A 16,445-nucleotide genomic window follows, 5' to 3' on the forward strand; every position below is an offset into this window, starting at 1 on the left:
ATACAACTCAAGCAATAATTATAATTTATCTGCCAGCCTTATGTAGGGAATTTATTGCCTCAGCACACTTTTGAGTTACCTCTATCAAAGCCTCTTTGTCATTAGCTTCAGGATAATCGATCGCCTTACCTATTCGTATTGTTACTGGAACTGAATTGGGTAATTTTTTGCCTTTTTCCTCAATTGCGTGAGTCCCCCACAGACAAACTGGTAGTAACGGAGCTTTCGCTTTGGCTGCTATTAATGCTGCACCACGCTTTGGATCGGTAATTAGTCCATCCCTTGTGCGGGTACCTTGAAGAAATACTCCAACCGCCCACCCCTGCTCTAGACAGTTTAAAGCTGCACGAATTGCAGTTCTATCCGCAGTTCCTCGACTGACAGGGTAAGCACCGTAAAGTTGGATTGCTTGACCTAATACAGGAACCTTAAATAATTGCTCCTTTGCCATATATGCTACCGGACGCTGCACGCAATTGGACACAATCGGTGGGTCGAAATTACTAGCGTGATTGCTTACTACTACTAAAGGTCCAGTTTTAGGAACATTTTCAGCTCCATAAATTTTTCCTTGAAAATATACATGGAGCATTGGACTTACTACTGACCACTTAAAAGCATGGTACAGGAGGAGGCTGACAAATGGTTCTCGATTTCTGCCCACAGAATTACACTTAAATTAAATTTATATGAAACTGAACTTAGGATACGCCATTGCCAGCCAATATATTTGGTTAATATTTAGCCGGATTATGAACTACACCAACTAAGCTACGCTATAGTTAGGGACCTAGGAAGTCTTTGTTAAAAGAAGCTGGATATTTCTATGGGATCCATTCTCAAGCAAGTAATTGAATGTAAAATGAGATACCATAAACCAATATGTTATGTATTACACGAAAAATTATTTGTAAATAAATGAAAAGTAAATAAATAAAAAGTCAAGTAAAAGCAAAAGACTAACCATTATATTGAGGACAGAGGATAAACTCAGATTATAAATTTGTATTAGAAGTAAAAATAATTAGATGGTGAAATGTATTAGCTGAGATTGAGTTAGTTTAAAAATAGAAACTAATCTTAGGGAATGACCTAAAATTAATTTTAGCTAAACCAGTCAGAAGTATTACATCAAGGTTGTTACCTTGTTATGCTTACACTCTACGCAGTCGTAGACATCACCCAATTCCTTAATGAAGGAGTTAAAGTTACTGTCTAGACTGTTACCTGTATAGTAAAAATACCGTTAACTGACTGATACCATCAGCAGGTTTTCTGCAATTAATTTACCAAACCCGAGAAAAAAGGGAATGGAGCTTCTCCAGCTTTGACAACCGAGTCCAAGTTACTGAACTGCTTGTGCAATCTGAAAATATTGAAAAAATAGAGTTCAACGGCGAATACCCATGTCCTTGTACCCGCAAGGGACGCCTAACTCCGATTACGTTGACAGAAGCATTTGGTTGCGATCGCTGTCAGCAAATATTTGTGGTTGAAGATAATGGATATGTACTTGAGCAACTTTCCACAACCTATCCTTACAAGCGAGCTTGGCGCTGGACAGGTTCAGTTTGGCATGTTGTTCATCCTAAATTGGGAGAAAGTTATCTGCCAATGGCCCTAGGTATTATAGTGGTCTTGGTACTTTTCTGGTTACCATTTGCGTTATTACAATCTACTGGTACTAGTATCATTGCTTCAGCAATAGTGGCAATAATATTGGCAATTGTACCAGCAGTTATGGTCTGGCTAACCTACAGACGTTAATTTGATGATGGTGGATGCGTTTGATGAAGGTCTCAAAACAATGAATAGCGCAGAGCGCGCATACAAAGCTTCTTTGAAGTTAGGGATGACAAAAGGTGCAGATCGCAGTCGCGCACTCATGGCAATGGCAGAAGCGCTAAATCAGTCATTTGATGATATCCTTGAAGCCAATACTCTGGATTTGGAAGCCAGTAGAGAAATGGCTGTTCCAGAGTTAATTTTGGATTGGTTGAAACTTACACCAGCGCGATTGGAAAGCGCAGTCCAAATTTTAAGAAAATTAGGTGAGTTATCAGATCCTCTTCGACGCGTTCGCATCGCAGATTATCAGCTAGAAGATTCCCAAACCTACTCTCAATTAATGCCATTGGGGGTAATTACTTTTATTCACGAAGCGTTTCCCGATCTGGCAGCGATCGCTGCTGGGCTATGTGTAAAAAGTGGTAATAGCATCATTCTCAAAGGTTCTACAGAAGCTAGTCATTCCAATGTTGCAATTGCTAATGCCTTAATTAATGCTGTCATCGAAGAAGGTTTACCGGTGGGGAGTATCGAAATAATTGATGCCGAACATGGCAGATCGATTCGAGATTTACTCGCCCAGGAGCAGTATATAAATTTAGTTATTCCCTACGGACGCTCTAGTTTAGTTCAGCAAGTAGTGCGACTATCTACAGTACCGGTCCTCAAGTCCGCGATGGGCAATTGTTACCTCTATTGGTCGCCCAATGGCACTATGGATATGATTCGCCACATGATTATTGATAGCCATTGCAGCGAGCCAGATCCGGTAAATGCAATTGAAAAAGTATTAATTAATCGACAAGCCCTACCTAGTTCCTTAATTTCTCTTTGGAAAAGTCTGCAAGAAAAAGGTTTTCAGATTAAGGGAGATGCCGAAATGCAGGAAGCTTTTCCCCAAATCCAATTAGCCAAAGATAATGAGTGGGGATGTCCTTACCTAAAAAAAACAGTCGCCTTTAAGCTTGTGGATAATTTAGAGGCTGCTATTAGCTGGATAAACCAATATAGTAGTGGTCATGCAGATTGTATTGCGACTGATTCTTACCAAGAAAGTCGTCAATTTGCTTTGGGAGTCAACAGCGCTTCTACGTATATAAATGCTTCGCCGCGTTTTTGTCGTAATCCCTTACGAGGTGATGCAATATTTTTGGGAATGTCCAATCAAAAAGGTCTGCGTCGGGGACTAATGAGTTTAGAAACTCTGACCACTGTTAAACATATAGTTCAGGCGAATGGAAGATTTTGAGTAATAAGTCACCAGAAGTCAGAAGTCAGAAGTCAGAAGTCAGAAGTCAGAAGCCAGAAATAATGATAATTCTACTCATCTATTTCTTTACTTTTGACTTATGTCCTACGGACACCCTGCGCTAATGACTTTTGACTTTTAACTTTTAATTTGTCAATCCTTAGTTAGAAGATTGAGATTGATGGGGAGAAGTATAGTAAACCTTTCCTCCAGCGTCTGGGACAAAATGACAGCTAAGACATGAATCCCAAGCCGAACGCCAAATTGTTTTTTCTGATGAATGATAATACTCACCCAATATCGGTTTGATAGCCGCAGTTGCTTTCTTCAAATTGTAATGGGGCATATTCAAAAAGATATGGTGAGCAACGTGGGTACCGATGTCGTGATGGATATGACTAATAAATCCATAATTGCGATCGACACTGGAAAGCGCACCTTTAAGAAAAGTCCAATCTTCACCCCGATACCAGGGAACATCTTCTTCCGTATGGTGCAAAAAGGTGACTAAATCTAGCCACATTACAAATACAATGTAAGGTCCTGCATAGTATTTTAATAACCACATCCAACCCCATTGATAGGTTAGAACACCAAGCAGAGCAATCATCGAAATCCAAAGAATTGTACTGGTGAGAACATCCCATTTTTCCTTGTCTTTGAATAAGGGACTGCTTGGTAAAAAGTGAGAACCTTGTTTACCAGGAGAACGCTTAAACAAATAAATTGGATAAGCTAACAAGAAAACATAGTACCTACCAACTTTTTCAATGATTCCCATCTCGTCATAGTAGGATTGTGTTGTTGGATACCAACTTTCATCATTTTCAATATGTCCGGTATTTAAATGATGGGTTCTATGACTAATTCGCCAACCGTGATAAGGAACCAATATAGGTGTGTGACATAAATGTCCAATAAAATCATTGAGCCATTTACTCTTGGAAAAAGATTGGTGTCCGCAGTCATGACCAACAACAAATAAAGCCCAAAACATCGTGCCTTGCATTACCCAGAAAACTGGGAAAAACCACCAAGAATCAATGTAGTAAGCTAACGCATATAGTAAGCCGATGGTTAAAATATCGCGCCCAAAGAAAAATAGTGATTTACCTAAATTGGGCTGAAAGCATTCAGGTGGAATTGCTGCTTTCACATCGCCAAGTGTAAAAGGTAATTTAGATCCATCCTGAGAAGGTTCGTTAGTCGGAGGGGGGTTTAAATTGATGGAGTAAGAAGACACGTGATGTTATCAGAAGTAGTGTGTGGATAAGAGACTATGCAGAGTTATAGAGCTATGCTGTCATCGTTCCTAGGAACTAGACTCCATAGCAGAGTTCCATAAACGGTTTTACATGTTTGGTGCAATGAAAATTTGTCTAAGTCCTTTGAAGTGAAATTATTTTGGCATCTTAATTATCCCTATCCCATTTGCTGAAAAAAGGATATGGAATTTTCAAATGTTTAATTAATTTTGCAAAGGTACTTATATTTTGCTTGCTTGCAACTCACTACAATCCTCAATCAATCGTAGTAAACCGTAGCTTACTCCCATTCCTTTATGAAAAATCTAAGAATGGTTCAGTTATTAGTCAGCTTTAAGTTAGACCTTCAAATGAGATCTTTAATGACTAAAAGGATTTGAGTTGTAAGCAAAAACTTTATTTATTTGCGTGCGTAGTAGTCTTTAAAAGAGAAATAACCTTCTCCTAAAGAGTAGAAATGACATTGGTCAGTAATTCTCCTCATTAAAGACAAAGAAAACCTTTCTTCACGCAAATAAGAACCCCAATTTTCTTGCAAGCTGCGATGAGCGAGGCGCAAATTATAGGAAGGAATCGCAGTCGAAACGTGATGGGGAACATGGACATTGATGTCGTGGCAGAGGAATTCTACCCAACGAGGATAATCGCAATGTACCGAACCAGATAATTGGGCGATCGCAGCATTCCATTCAGAACCTGGCAAAAATGGAATCTCTGGATCTGTGTGGTGAACGAGAGTAAAAGTACTCATCCAGAAATGATATACCAACCACGGTACGAACCAGAATTTAATAAATCCCCAAACACCAGTTGTGATGATGAGTGTGGGAAATGCGATCGCAGCAAATGTGACCACCACAGCCACAGATAACTTCACGTCTGATTGGTCTTGTTTGCGGTATTGACGCCAGTCAAAATGTAGATTTGCCCAATGCAAAATGGAGGATAACCACCACAAGCGCTTGCGCATTAATACTTCAAAAACTGACTTGTCCAATTTTGGCCAAGTTTCATAAAATTCAGGTCTAATGGGATGCCAAGCATTATCTTCGTCCAATTTGTTGGTGTGAAGATGGTGATGATTGTGCTTGATTCGCCAACTGTGAAAGGGATAAATCAAAGGCATAAATGCCAAATGTCCCACTAAATCGTTCACCCAACGGCTTTTTGCAAAAGAACGATGACCGCAGTCATGACCGATCACAAAAAAACCAGTCAAAGCAGTCCCAGCAAAAACCCAGGCTAAAGGTAAAAGGTACCAAGGAGAAAAAGCAATGCTGGCATAACCCAAGCCAACCATCAAAACATTAATTACTGCTCCCGTCCAAGCTTTACGATGATTCAGCTCAAAACATTCCTTAGGCAGAGTTTTGATGATATCTTGTAGCTTTAGTTTGGAATCGCCAAGGTCATCACTTGGCTTCTGGCTATTTATTGTTGATGTAGTCATGTATATTTGAACGCAAACAGACTCGACCGCCAAACCACAATGATAGTAGCTTGTCGCAAAGTTTTGTAACCTGATTCGTTTGGATTATACCAATCGAAGCTACCCCAGCGCACTCAAAATTCATGGCTAATTTTTTATATTGTTTTAAGATTTCTCTTATTTGAGACCCGAAACCCCCATTTCTGGACTGAGTAAACAGCCCAGAATTGGGGGTTGTGAGTACTTTTGCAAAGCGAAGTAATTATCGGATATTAATCCAAATTCGCTAATTTTTTTGTGAATAATGCATTGCAGCACTTTTTTTCGGGGTTTGGAAAATCTTTTACAGCAATAAGACAGTAAGTATTATTACTTTTAACTATTACTTTTAAGACTCCGTTTTTGCTAGCTTGACATCTTTAGCTAAACCCAAAAATTGTAATAACTGAATTGTCATCCAGGTCATATCTATTTCCCACCATTTCAAGCCATGGCGAGCAGAATATTGGAAAGCATGGTGATTATTGTGCCAGCCTTCACCAAACACAAGTAAAGCTACCCACCAGCAGTTAGTGGACTTATCATTAGACTCGTAGGACTGATAGCCAAATTTATGGGTAGCACTGTTAACTAGCCAAGTACAGTGATAAACCCAAACTATTCGGGCAAAAACTCCCCAGAATACAAATGACCAGCCACCTATAAGCAAAAGTGTTAAACCTAAAAGAATTTGAACGGGAATAAAATATTTTTCCAAAAACTGATAGACTGGGTCATCAATAATATCTTTGGTAAAACGAGGAACTTCGGATTTAGAAGGTGATTGATAGATCAACCAACCTATGTGACTCCACAGGAAACCCTTGTTGGAATCATGTGGATCCAATTCTTTGTCGGAGTGTAAATGGTGAATGCGATGGGTTCCCACCCACTCAATTGGACCACCTTGGCAAGCAAGAGTACCACAGAATACTAGAAAATACTCTAGCCATTTGGGGGTCTGAAAGCTACGGTGAGTTACAAGGCGGTGAAAGCCTAAGGTAATACCCAAGCCACCAGATAGCCAATAGAGAAATAACGCAACACCGACTGCTTTCCAACTAAAGTTGTTGGGAAGGAAGGCAAATGCAGCTCCGACGTGCAAACCTACAAAAAATAGGGTGTTAACCCAGTTAATTTTCGGTTGAGTTGATGTAGCAATTGTCATGCGGTAACCTAAATGGAAATTATTGAGCCTAGGCTGTGCGGTCCGTTTGTCGCTTTACGACCTAAATCCGAATCCGGTATTTTTTTATAACGAGGTACTGATGAACAGCGTCGAACAGCTGCACGAAGCAGAACAGGCACTCTTAAAGATCTTTTCTGGAATTGACGCTAAGGTCAAGCAAAATCTCAAACGAGTACTAAATGCCTTTCGTCATCATAAGGTAGGTGCGCATCATTTTACTGGTGTAACAGGATACGGGCATGATGATTTAGGGCGAGAAATTTTAGACAAAGTATTTGCGGAAGTTATGGGAACTGAAGCAGCTGTGGTACGGGTACAATTTGTTTCAGGTACCCATGCAATAGCTTGTGCTTTGTTTGGAACTCTCCGTCCGGGAGATGAAATGTTGGCGGTTGCAGGAGCACCTTATGATACTTTGGAAGAAGTAATCGGACTTAGGGGTCGCGATCGAGGCTCCCTGATTGATTTTGGTGTAAGCTACCGTCAATTGGATCTTACTCCAGATGGCACCATAGATTGGGAAAAATTATCTTCTACCGTTAAGCAAAACACCCGTCTAGTCCTAATTCAAAGGTCTTGTGGTTATTCGTGGCGTCCGAGTTTATCAATTACTGATATTGAAAAAATCATTTACTTAGTTAAACAACAAAATCCCGATACAATTTGTTTTGTTGATAACTGTTATGGGGAATTTATCGAAACTCAAGAACCTTCCCATGTAGGTGCTGACTTAATGGCAGGTTCTCTAATTAAAAATCCTGGTGGAACCATTGTCAATGCTGGTGGCTACATTGCAGGTCGTGCTGAATTGGTAGAATCTGCTGCTTGTCGTCTAACCGCTCCGGGAATCGGCAGTGCTGGTGGTGCTACTTTTGACCAGAATCGTTTGTTATTTCAAGGATTATTCCTCGCGCCGCAAATGGTGGGAGAGGCAATGAAGGGCACTCACCTCACTGGTTACGTATTTGACAAGTTAGGTTATCCAGTTAATCCCGCACCTCTTGCTCCTCGCCGGGATGTAATTCAAGCGATTAAACTTGGTTCTCCGGAAAAATTAATTGCTTTTTGTAAGGCGATTCAAAGTCATTCTCCCATCGGTTCCTATCTAGACCCGATTCCCGATGAAATGCCGGGTTATGAAAGCAAAGTAGTAATGGCTGGAGGTACATTTATTGAAGGTAGTACCTCAGAATTTTCGGCTGATGGTCCTTTGCGCGAGCCCTACGTAGTTTATTGTCAAGGCGGTACCCACTGGACTCATGTTGCGATTGCACTATCTGCTGCAATGGAAGCTGTTGAAGCTGCTTAAATAATCAAGACTGCAAGTATCAATCTAAAATATATATTGCTTCCCAGGGAATAGAGAATAGAAAAATTAGCTTTGGCTATTTTTTGTGTAAAGGCATACAAGTATTAATAAACCAATATTTTAAGATTTTTGTTTCCAGGCTAAACCTGGAAACAACTTTCCCATATTAATCTGGTAATTTATACTGTCCGACTATGCGCTTAGCAAACTCTGGAACATGGGCTGCTAATTTTTGCGGATAATTGCGTTTTACATAAAGAAAATTACGAGTGAAATGGGAGTCAATGGAAAAGCGAGCATATTCCAAACCCTTAGGTCCAATCTTTTCGATGACTACACCCATCATTTTTGCTGCCCACATCGGTAAAGTTACACCTTGATCGTAAGCAGGTATGCTTTGTTGTACAGCAGCTTTCCGATCTCCTTTTGACATTACTGGTTGAGTATTAAGTTGGTCTTTTACTAGCTCCAACATTTCCTTACCAGTATCATTTCTGACTACAATCCATTGCCAACCGAAAGGAGCACCCATGTAACCTACAACTAAATCGGCTAAGGAATTAACATAGTCAAAGCAACTCATACAAGAAGGTGCAAAAACATCCTTGAGTTGATTAGTCTTCAAACCAAAGAAAGGTACTTTTTCAATAGAACCATCCTCATGTTTAAAGTGGACTCGAAAATCCTGCATGAATTCGTAATGAACTACGGTTTCAGGTGATTTACTAGTTGTCTCTAAAAACTTCTGTAGTCCAGCTCGAGTAACGTTATCAACACAAGGGGTACCCAAAACGTAAAGTTTTTCCAAGCCCAATTGTTTTTCTACAGTCCGTAAAGCTTGGATTTGACAACCAACCCCAATTGCTAGCAGTCGCTTCATTCCGGATTGTTCTACTTGCTCTAATATTGAGAGATTAGGCGACAAGGTAGGTTTATTCACCCGTGCAGCCATTACCTCTTCTGGAGTCCGAGCAATAACTGGCATTGGTCCAAAGCGGTCTTCTTTAGTATTTTGAACGCACACCACACCTTCAACAATGCCGCGGTTGAGCATTTCAATGGCAATCGTACTAACAATTCCCGTCCATTGAGCGCCAGGAATGGGTTGTTTTTTTTGCGCCGCCATCATTTCTTGGTGAACCCCAAAATAAAGTTCATTAGGGTTATCCAAGTTTCGCTTACGGGAGTGACTTTGTTCTTCTAGTTTGTCAAACTGTTGATTCAAAAAAGCACAAGCTTCTTTGACATAGTGAATGTAATATGTGTCGCATAATCCGCACTCGCTACAGAGTTCCTTCGCCGGACGACGACTACCGGGTTTAAGGGCTTTAGCTTTTTGGTGTTTAGGGAAATCAACTGACGTCATTAAAATTTTTATGTTTAAAAAATCAAATAGCTTCTCTCACAATATGCCATTTTATTAGTACTTAAATTTATTTATTAACTCAAATTAAATATTACTTCTTACATCGAGCAGGATTGTTAATGAAGAAATTCCAAATACTTACTTCAAAAGAAGGATAAAAATTTGGGCGTGGGTGATTTCCGCTTCAAAAGAGAGTAAAGATTTATATTTATCATTTAATATTTATATTCTGGGTAAAACTGTTGGTAAATTTTGGCAAAAACTTTATAACCAACTAATTATCATTTATGACTTACTTTTAGTTTGAAATCAAATACTTTGCGAAATTAAACCTTTGTGCGCAATTCGCAGTATTAGCTATTGCATTGAGAAATTGCATGCCCCTTTTACTGACTAAAGTCAAAGATAGTGCATTCTTTTAAAGAAATTCACAGTAAATTCATATTATTTTATACCAACTTATATTGAGTAATAGTAGAATTCGATTTGTATTTATTACAATTACTTAAGTCTAAGAAAAAATTTCATAAATTAATTCTGGGTATTATTCAAATAACTAATACAAACAGATTAACCGTAATCCCAAGTACAGAGTTTTCACGAATGGGATATTTTTACAAAAATCGCTATTCAAATGTGGTATTCAGTAAATATTTTTAATTTTCAATTACTTGAGTTCAGGTAATTTTTTTGACTATTTCAGATTACAGAAATAAAAAAATCAAATAAGTTGTTGCGAAATATGAAAAAAAGTTATAATTTGTTATATGGGTGAAAAATCTATTTAGCCATTCACAAATTAGCAAATTATAAAATTCTCAAGCAATACTTTAAATCAAGAAAATATGCCTATCTAGTGTTAGAGTCTCACCGAAATCTAAGTCTAGATATAGAAATATAATTGCTTTTGAAAGTTGACAATTTGAGATAAATAATCAGAAATTTAATATCTCCAAAAATTAAGACTTAAACGCGATTTAAACTATTTTTGGCGAGTATATTTGTTTGGTTATTTATTACCTTTCATACTAAAGATTAAATCAGTATCATGCTAAAAAGCTGATATTTTAATTCTTTTAAATTAACTTTCAAAACTTAGTTGTTTAAATTTGAAGTTATTTCAAGTTACGAGCTTATTTTATTTTCTTGTATCTATTTGAGTAATTATTCTGAGTAATTATTTTAAGTAATTATATTTACTGCTTGGCAATATAGTGATTTCTATTTTTGGGAATAATCCAGTGCTATCTCACTTGAGAATTAATGATAAACACAACAAAATTGGAGTTTTTTGGTAATGCGATTAGATGATGTAATCGGACTTAGAAAATTTGAAAAAGATGCATGGGAAGCTCTGGAAAAAACAATTATATATTATCAAGGACGCCCTGTTGGTACAGTTGCTGCCTATGATTTGTCACAGGAAGCTTTAAATTATGACCAATGTTTTATTAGAGATTTTGTTTCTGCAGCAATAATTTTTTTAATAGAAGGTAGAACCAATATAGTTCGTAATTTTTTAGAGGAAACTTTAAAACTACAACCAAAAGAAAAGCAATTAGATGCTTACAAACCAGCTCAAGGATTAATCCCGGCTAGCTTTAAGGTAATGACCCATAGTAATGGAGAAGAATATTTAAAAGCCGATTTTGGAGAGCACGCGATCGCCAGAGTAACGCCAGTAGATTCCTGCTTGTGGTGGATAATTTTGTTACGTGCTTACGTAGTTGCAACCAAAGATTATTCTTTAGCCTATAAGCCAGAGTTTCAAAATGGCATCAAGCTGATTATGGATCTTTGCCTGGCAAACAGATTTGATATGTATCCGACACTTTTAGTTCCAGACGGAGCTTGTATGATTGACCGTCGGATGGGTATTTATGGTCATCCTCTGGAAATTCAAGCTTTATTTTATTCTGCATTACGAGGAGCTCGCGAACTTCTAATTTGTGGAGGTAATGAAGATATTGTCGCTGCGATCGATAGTCGTTTACCACTTTTAGGCGCGCATATTCGCAAACATTACTGGATAGATATTAACCGCTTAAATGCTATTTATCGTTTTGAGGGTGAAGAATATGGAGAAACAGCCGTTAATCAATTCAATATTTATGTAGATTCTCTTCCATACTATGAATTGGATAAATGGCTGCCGAAAAAAGGTGGTTATTTAGCAGGAAATGTCGGACCATCACAACTTGATGTTCGTTTCTTCTGTTTAGGTAACTTGATGGCAATTATGTCTGAACTTACTACTGAAGAACAGTCCCAGGCAATTATGACTTTAATTGAGGAAAGATGGGATGATTTGGTGGGTGATATGCCAATGAAAATTTGTTTTCCTGCTTTGGAAAATGAAGAATATAGATTAATCACTGGATGCGATCCAAAAAATATCCCTTGGTCTTATCATAATGGTGGAAATTGGCCCGTTCTTTTGTGGATGTTAGCTGCAGCAGCAGTTAAAACTAATAGAATATCTCTTGCCGAACGAGCAATTGAAATAGCACAATCTCGTTTACAAGAAGATGAATGGCCTGAATATTATGATGGTAAAAAAGGACGATTAATTGGTAGAAAGGCAAGACTATATCAAACTTGGAGTATAACTGGATTTTTATTAGCAAAAGAACTGATTAAAAATCCTTCATATTTACCATTAGTTAGTTTTGAGCCATTTAGTGCAGAACAGGCTTCGAGAGCTTGTGAATTTGAAATTGATGGTTTTGACAGTTAATATTATTTCTTGATTTGCCATAACTTGATTAGCGGAACTTAGACAAAAAACAAACAGGAAAAAGCTTCAAAGCAATTCAGGATAAGGGGTTCAGTTCAAAACACTAAGAATCGCTTATATCAAGAAAAGAACCAATTCGACGTAAAACCATTGATTTATAAAGCTTTGAGGCTGTTTATTGAACAAAAAAATGTCTAAGTCCCGTTAGTAAAAAAAAGAAGTTTATGTAAAAACTCTGGTTACCAGATAAATTCTGGTAACCAAACTTATTAAACTAAAGTATGTAGAGATATTTACGATTTTCGTTCCTGTTTTAAAAGTAGGTTTTGAGCATTTATAGTAGATTGGAAATAAGTGAAGTACAGCTAAAAGCTAGTATTAAGAGTACTCAAATTCTGGCTCCTATCTTATAATTCCTAAATGCTGTCACAACTGTTTTAGACTGCGGCTAATTCTTTTGTAGAATTTATATTTTCTAGAGTTAAGCCAGAACAAGTTCGTTTAATTAAGCCAGTAAGTACATTACCTGGTCCAATTTCCACTACTCGCTCGATTTTATTTTCTGGTAGTGCAAGTGAAATTTCCCGCCAACGCACCGAACCAGTCATTTGTTGTACTAAGCGCTTTTTCAGAACCTCAGCATCCGTTGTCGGAACTGGTTCTACGTTGGATAACACTGGAATCGTAGCCTGCTGAAAGTTCACTGATTCCAAAATATCTTGAAATTCAGCAGCCGCCGCAGACATTAAGGGAGAATGAAAAGCTCCCGAAACGTTTAAAAGAACTGCTCGCCTTGTTTTAACTTGAGACATTACCGCTTCTACGGCTTCCGGAGTCCCAGAAATTACTACCTGGGCTGCACTGTTATCATTTGCTAGCACCACATCTTCGGTTTGAGCCACAACTTTTTCCAGTTGCTCGCGGTCAAATTTCATTAATGCTGCCATTTTACCACCAGCAGCATTATCCATCAGTTCAGCACGTCTTTTCACCAAGCGAAGTCCTGCTGACCACTCAAATACGCCAGCCACATAAAGGGCTACATATTCTCCCAAGCTGTGACCAGCAACTAAATCTGGTTTGTCTCCTTTCTCGCGGAGAATATCAGCAAGAATACTTTCCACAACATAAAGACAAGGTTGGGTGTAGAGAGTACGCGATAAATTTTCTGAATCACTTTCACACATTTGTGTGACTGACCAGCCTAAAATTTCTTTGGCTTGAGCGAATTTTTCTTTAGCAGACGGTATATCCAATAAATCCATTCCCATCCCTACAGATTGGGAGCCTTGTCCGGGAAAAACCCATGCAGTTTTTTTCATTTGCACTTTGTCATTTGTCATTTTTCATTTTCTATCTGTCATTTGTCATTCCTCCTATAAGCCGACGGCGAACGCTAACCTTGATTCCCCCTCCAGGAGGTACATACACCATTTGTTCTTTGTCTTATAATCAACGATTCACAATCGATGACTAAGACAAATGACAAATGAATGACGACACAATGATTACCTTCCCCATTGGAAAATAGCTGCTCCCCATGTAAGACCAGCACCAAAACCTGATGCTGCAATAATATCGTTGGTTTGAATTTTATTTTGTCTTACAGCCTCATCTAAAGCTAAGGGAATGGAAGCAGCAGAAGTATTGCCATATGAGGCAACATTGCTGATTACCTTTTCAGGTGGAATTTTGAGACGTTCCGCGACTGCATTGAGAATACGTTGATTGGCTTGATGTAGGACTAACCAATCGATTTGTCCTACAGTTAGTTGGCAATGAAATAAAGCTTTGTCAATAATTTCTGGAACTTTTTGTACGGCAAAACGGTAGACTTCTTTACCATTCATTGCTAATGGTTGGTAATTCCCTTTCGCTACAACAACCTCCTCAGTTAGTTTTCGTGGAGATGCTGTATAGGGAACATTAAGACAACCATTTTGAGTGCCATCACTTTTAAGTTCAAACCCCAGTAAACGATCGCTTTGATTCGCTTGCAATACTACCGCCCCTGCACCATCACCAAATAAGACACAAGTGCGTCGGTCTTCCCAATCTATCCATCGAGAGAGAATATCTGCCCCAATCAACAATACATTTTGGTAGACACCAGTTCTTATGTATTGAGCAGCAGTAACCAGTCCGAATACAAAGCCCGAGCAAGCAGCTGTCAAATCAAATGCTACCGCTTGATCAGCCCCCAAAGCTGCTTGAACTTGACAAGCACTACCAAATAAATCATCAGATGTAGAAGTTGCTAATAAAATTAAATCGACATCTTGTGGTTCGATTCCAGCCATAGCCAGTGCTTTTTGGCTAGCACTTGTAGCAATATCCTTTAAAGACTCCCCTGGGTTTGCCAGTCGGCGTTGACGAATACCAGTTCTTGTGGCTATCCATTCATCTGTAGTTTCCACGAATTGCATTAGTCCCTGGTTATCGAGGGAATTTTTTGGGACTGCCGAGCCACTTCCTGTAATTGCTATTCCTAAATTCTGCACTCATTTTCTCCGAATTTATAAGCCGTTCGCAACCAGTTATTAGCAATAAATACATAGACAAAAGTAACATTCATTGACTACGCATATCCAAAATGCTTTGTCACTTCGGCTGACCATTAATACTGCAGACACACACAATCTATAAAGGACAGAAAACCATAGAGAAAAAGAACCATAAGCACAAAGAATACTCTACCCCAGTATGGGGGTGTCACTAGCAGACTATGACAGCTAATGACTTTGGTCTGGGTGGGTAAATAGGGCTCAAGTGATACTACTCGGAAGCCAAACTACTAACCTGCGGATGAATGCGTTCCAATACTTGATTATCCACAGCTTCTTTTGCCATACGAATAGCATTAAAAATAGAAGGTGCTTCAGAACTACCGTGACTGATAACGCAAATTCCATTCACTCCCAAAAGTAAAGCGCCACCATGCTCCGCATGATCCATCCGTTGCTTGATCCGCTTTAGATTTGGTTTTAAAAGTGCTGTGCCAATTTGACCGTGCAAGCCGGATGGTAATTCTTCCCGCAGAATTTGCAGTATTATTTCTCCAACAGCTTCAGCAAATTTTAGTAAAACATTACCAACAAAACCGTCGCAGACAATCACGTCAAAACGTCCTGATAAAACATCACGACCTTCAGCATTGCCAAGAAAAGAGATTTGCGAGTTGGAGGTCAGCATTTGATGGGTGCGAATTGCCAGGTCATTTCCCTTACAATCTTCCTCACCAATGTTTAATAAACCTACCTTTGGTTCGGCAGTTCCCAACACATATTGGCTGTAAACCGAACCCATAACAGCAAACTGCTCTAAAAACTTAGGGCGACAGTCTACGTTTGCACCTACATCTAGTATCAGTACAGGTTTGCTGGCAATCATAGTGGGAAAAACAGCACCAATTGCCGGTCTGTCAATTCCGGGAAGTCGTCCTAAGCGGAGTAAAGCCGCTGCCATTGCAGCGCCGGAGTGACCGGCACTGATGGCAGCATCTGCCTTTCCTTTTTTTACTAAGTCCATTACGACATTGATTGAAGCGGAACGCTTGCGCCTAACGGCAGACAAAGGCTCCTCATCCATCTCGATCGTATCTGTAGCACTTACGATTTCCACTTGCCCCAAATTAGTGTTTGAAGGCAGGGCTGCTTTAATTTTTTCGGGTTCACCCACAAGTAAAACTTTTACACCCAATTCCTCTTGAGCTCGCAGTGCGCCAGCAACGATCTCATCGGGTGCGTGGTCCCCTCCCATTGCATCAATTGCGATACGTTCGCCAGTCGATACCATTGCTACTAGCTTCTAGAAACCTTACAAATTTTATCAGATGCCTATCTCAAAAAGATTGGCTTTATTATTACCCCAATTGTCTCATTTACCCTACCAAGTTTTGCCAGAAAAAAATAATCGGCAAATTACATCTTCTAGTTTTCGATATAAATTTTCCTAAATAACAAAATATTTGCATAAGTTTCATAGTTTTTTCTCATGAAACATATCGATTCTATGAACTTTATATACTTTTTGTTTTAAGGCAGATCAAAAATTCCCATCATTGCTTATGCATAA

12 protein-coding genes are annotated in these 16,445 nt (G+C 38.9%); 4 read left to right on the forward strand and 8 right to left on the reverse strand.

From position 1 onward, the window contains the following. Window positions 1–25 precede the first annotated feature (25 nt). Window positions 26–664, reverse strand: a complete 639-nt coding sequence (locus BC008_RS33630; protein ID WP_027843155.1) for a lysophospholipid acyltransferase family protein — start codon at window positions 662–664, stop codon at window positions 26–28. A gap of 695 nt (window positions 665–1,359) precedes the next feature. On the opposite strand from BC008_RS33630, the gene BC008_RS33635 reads away from it, so the two are divergent. Next, window positions 1,360–1,767 carry a hypothetical protein gene (locus tag BC008_RS33635; RefSeq protein ID WP_058184137.1) on the forward strand — a complete coding sequence of 136 codons (408 nt, stop codon included), beginning with the start codon at window positions 1,360–1,362 and terminating at the stop codon, window positions 1,765–1,767. Between the two features lie 4 nt (window positions 1,768–1,771). Further along, window positions 1,772–3,037, forward strand: a complete 1,266-nt coding sequence (locus BC008_RS33640) for a glutamate-5-semialdehyde dehydrogenase (protein ID WP_027843156.1) — start codon at window positions 1,772–1,774, stop codon at window positions 3,035–3,037. A gap of 160 nt (window positions 3,038–3,197) precedes the next feature. Here BC008_RS33640 and BC008_RS33645 read toward each other — a convergent pair whose 3' ends face one another. From BC008_RS33645 to BC008_RS33655, 3 genes are all read right to left on the reverse strand, one after another. Continuing rightward, a complete protein-coding gene (locus tag BC008_RS33645; RefSeq protein ID WP_027844502.1) occupies window positions 3,198–4,280 on the reverse strand; it encodes a fatty acid desaturase in 1,083 nt (360 codons plus the stop codon). 422 nt (window positions 4,281–4,702) lie between these two features. Further along, window positions 4,703–5,752, reverse strand: coding sequence for a fatty acid desaturase (locus BC008_RS33650; protein WP_027844501.1), 1,050 nt, complete (start codon window positions 5,750–5,752; stop codon window positions 4,703–4,705). A 367-nt stretch (window positions 5,753–6,119) separates the two neighbouring features. Beyond that, complete coding sequence (locus BC008_RS33655; protein WP_027844500.1) at window positions 6,120–6,938, reverse strand: acyl-CoA desaturase; 819 nt, start codon at window positions 6,936–6,938, stop codon at window positions 6,120–6,122. 100 nt (window positions 6,939–7,038) lie between these two features. On the opposite strand from BC008_RS33655, the gene BC008_RS33660 reads away from it, so the two are divergent. After that, window positions 7,039–8,268 (forward strand): methionine gamma-lyase family protein, encoded by a 1,230-nt coding sequence (locus tag BC008_RS33660; RefSeq protein ID WP_027844499.1) that lies wholly within the window; start codon window positions 7,039–7,041, stop codon window positions 8,266–8,268. A gap of 166 nt (window positions 8,269–8,434) precedes the next feature. Here BC008_RS33660 and BC008_RS33665 read toward each other — a convergent pair whose 3' ends face one another. Further along, a complete protein-coding gene (locus tag BC008_RS33665; protein WP_027844498.1) occupies window positions 8,435–9,634 on the reverse strand; it encodes a Coenzyme F420 hydrogenase/dehydrogenase, beta subunit C-terminal domain in 1,200 nt (399 codons plus the stop codon). Between the two features lie 1,297 nt (window positions 9,635–10,931). Between BC008_RS33665 and BC008_RS33670 the strand changes: the two genes are divergently transcribed. Next, entirely contained in the window at window positions 10,932–12,371 is a 1,440-nt protein-coding gene (locus BC008_RS33670; RefSeq protein ID WP_027844497.1) for a glycoside hydrolase 100 family protein, read from the forward strand. A 437-nt stretch (window positions 12,372–12,808) separates the two neighbouring features. On the opposite strand, the gene fabD is transcribed toward BC008_RS33670, so the two are convergent. The 3 genes from fabD to plsX form a co-directional block, all read right to left on the reverse strand. Continuing rightward, window positions 12,809–13,693 (reverse strand): ACP S-malonyltransferase, encoded by an 885-nt coding sequence (fabD, locus tag BC008_RS33675; protein WP_027844496.1) that lies wholly within the window; start codon window positions 13,691–13,693, stop codon window positions 12,809–12,811. 186 nt (window positions 13,694–13,879) lie between these two features. Beyond that, entirely contained in the window at window positions 13,880–14,872 is a 993-nt protein-coding gene (locus BC008_RS33680) for a beta-ketoacyl-ACP synthase III (RefSeq protein WP_027844495.1), read from the reverse strand. 274 nt (window positions 14,873–15,146) lie between these two features. Next, window positions 15,147–16,166 (reverse strand): phosphate acyltransferase PlsX, encoded by a 1,020-nt coding sequence (plsX, locus tag BC008_RS33685; RefSeq protein WP_027844494.1) that lies wholly within the window; start codon window positions 16,164–16,166, stop codon window positions 15,147–15,149. Window positions 16,167–16,445: the final 279 nt, after the last annotated feature.

This window comes from Mastigocoleus testarum BC008 (genome assembly GCF_001456025.1).
Lineage (GTDB): Bacteria > Cyanobacteriota > Cyanobacteriia > Cyanobacteriales > Nostocaceae > Mastigocoleus > Mastigocoleus testarum.

What these genes read in the sequence shown, in the direction of transcription:
- fabD (WP_027844496.1), bottom strand. Translation starts at nt 13,693, where the DNA reads ATGAAAAAAACTGCATGGGTTTTTCCCGGACAAGGCTCCCAATCTGTA.
- BC008_RS33670 (WP_027844497.1), top strand. Translation starts at nt 10,932, where the DNA reads ATGCGATTAGATGATGTAATCGGACTTAGAAAATTTGAAAAAGATGCA.
- BC008_RS33665 (WP_027844498.1), bottom strand. Translation starts at nt 9,634, where the DNA reads ATGACGTCAGTTGATTTCCCTAAACACCAAAAAGCTAAAGCCCTTAAA.
- BC008_RS33660 (WP_027844499.1), top strand. Translation starts at nt 7,039, where the DNA reads ATGAACAGCGTCGAACAGCTGCACGAAGCAGAACAGGCACTCTTAAAG.
- BC008_RS33640 (WP_027843156.1), top strand. Translation starts at nt 1,772, where the DNA reads ATGATGGTGGATGCGTTTGATGAAGGTCTCAAAACAATGAATAGCGCA.
- BC008_RS33655 (WP_027844500.1), bottom strand. Translation starts at nt 6,938, where the DNA reads ATGACAATTGCTACATCAACTCAACCGAAAATTAACTGGGTTAACACC.
- plsX (WP_027844494.1), bottom strand. Translation starts at nt 16,166, where the DNA reads ATGGTATCGACTGGCGAACGTATCGCAATTGATGCAATGGGAGGGGAC.
- BC008_RS33650 (WP_027844501.1), bottom strand. Translation starts at nt 5,752, where the DNA reads ATGACTACATCAACAATAAATAGCCAGAAGCCAAGTGATGACCTTGGC.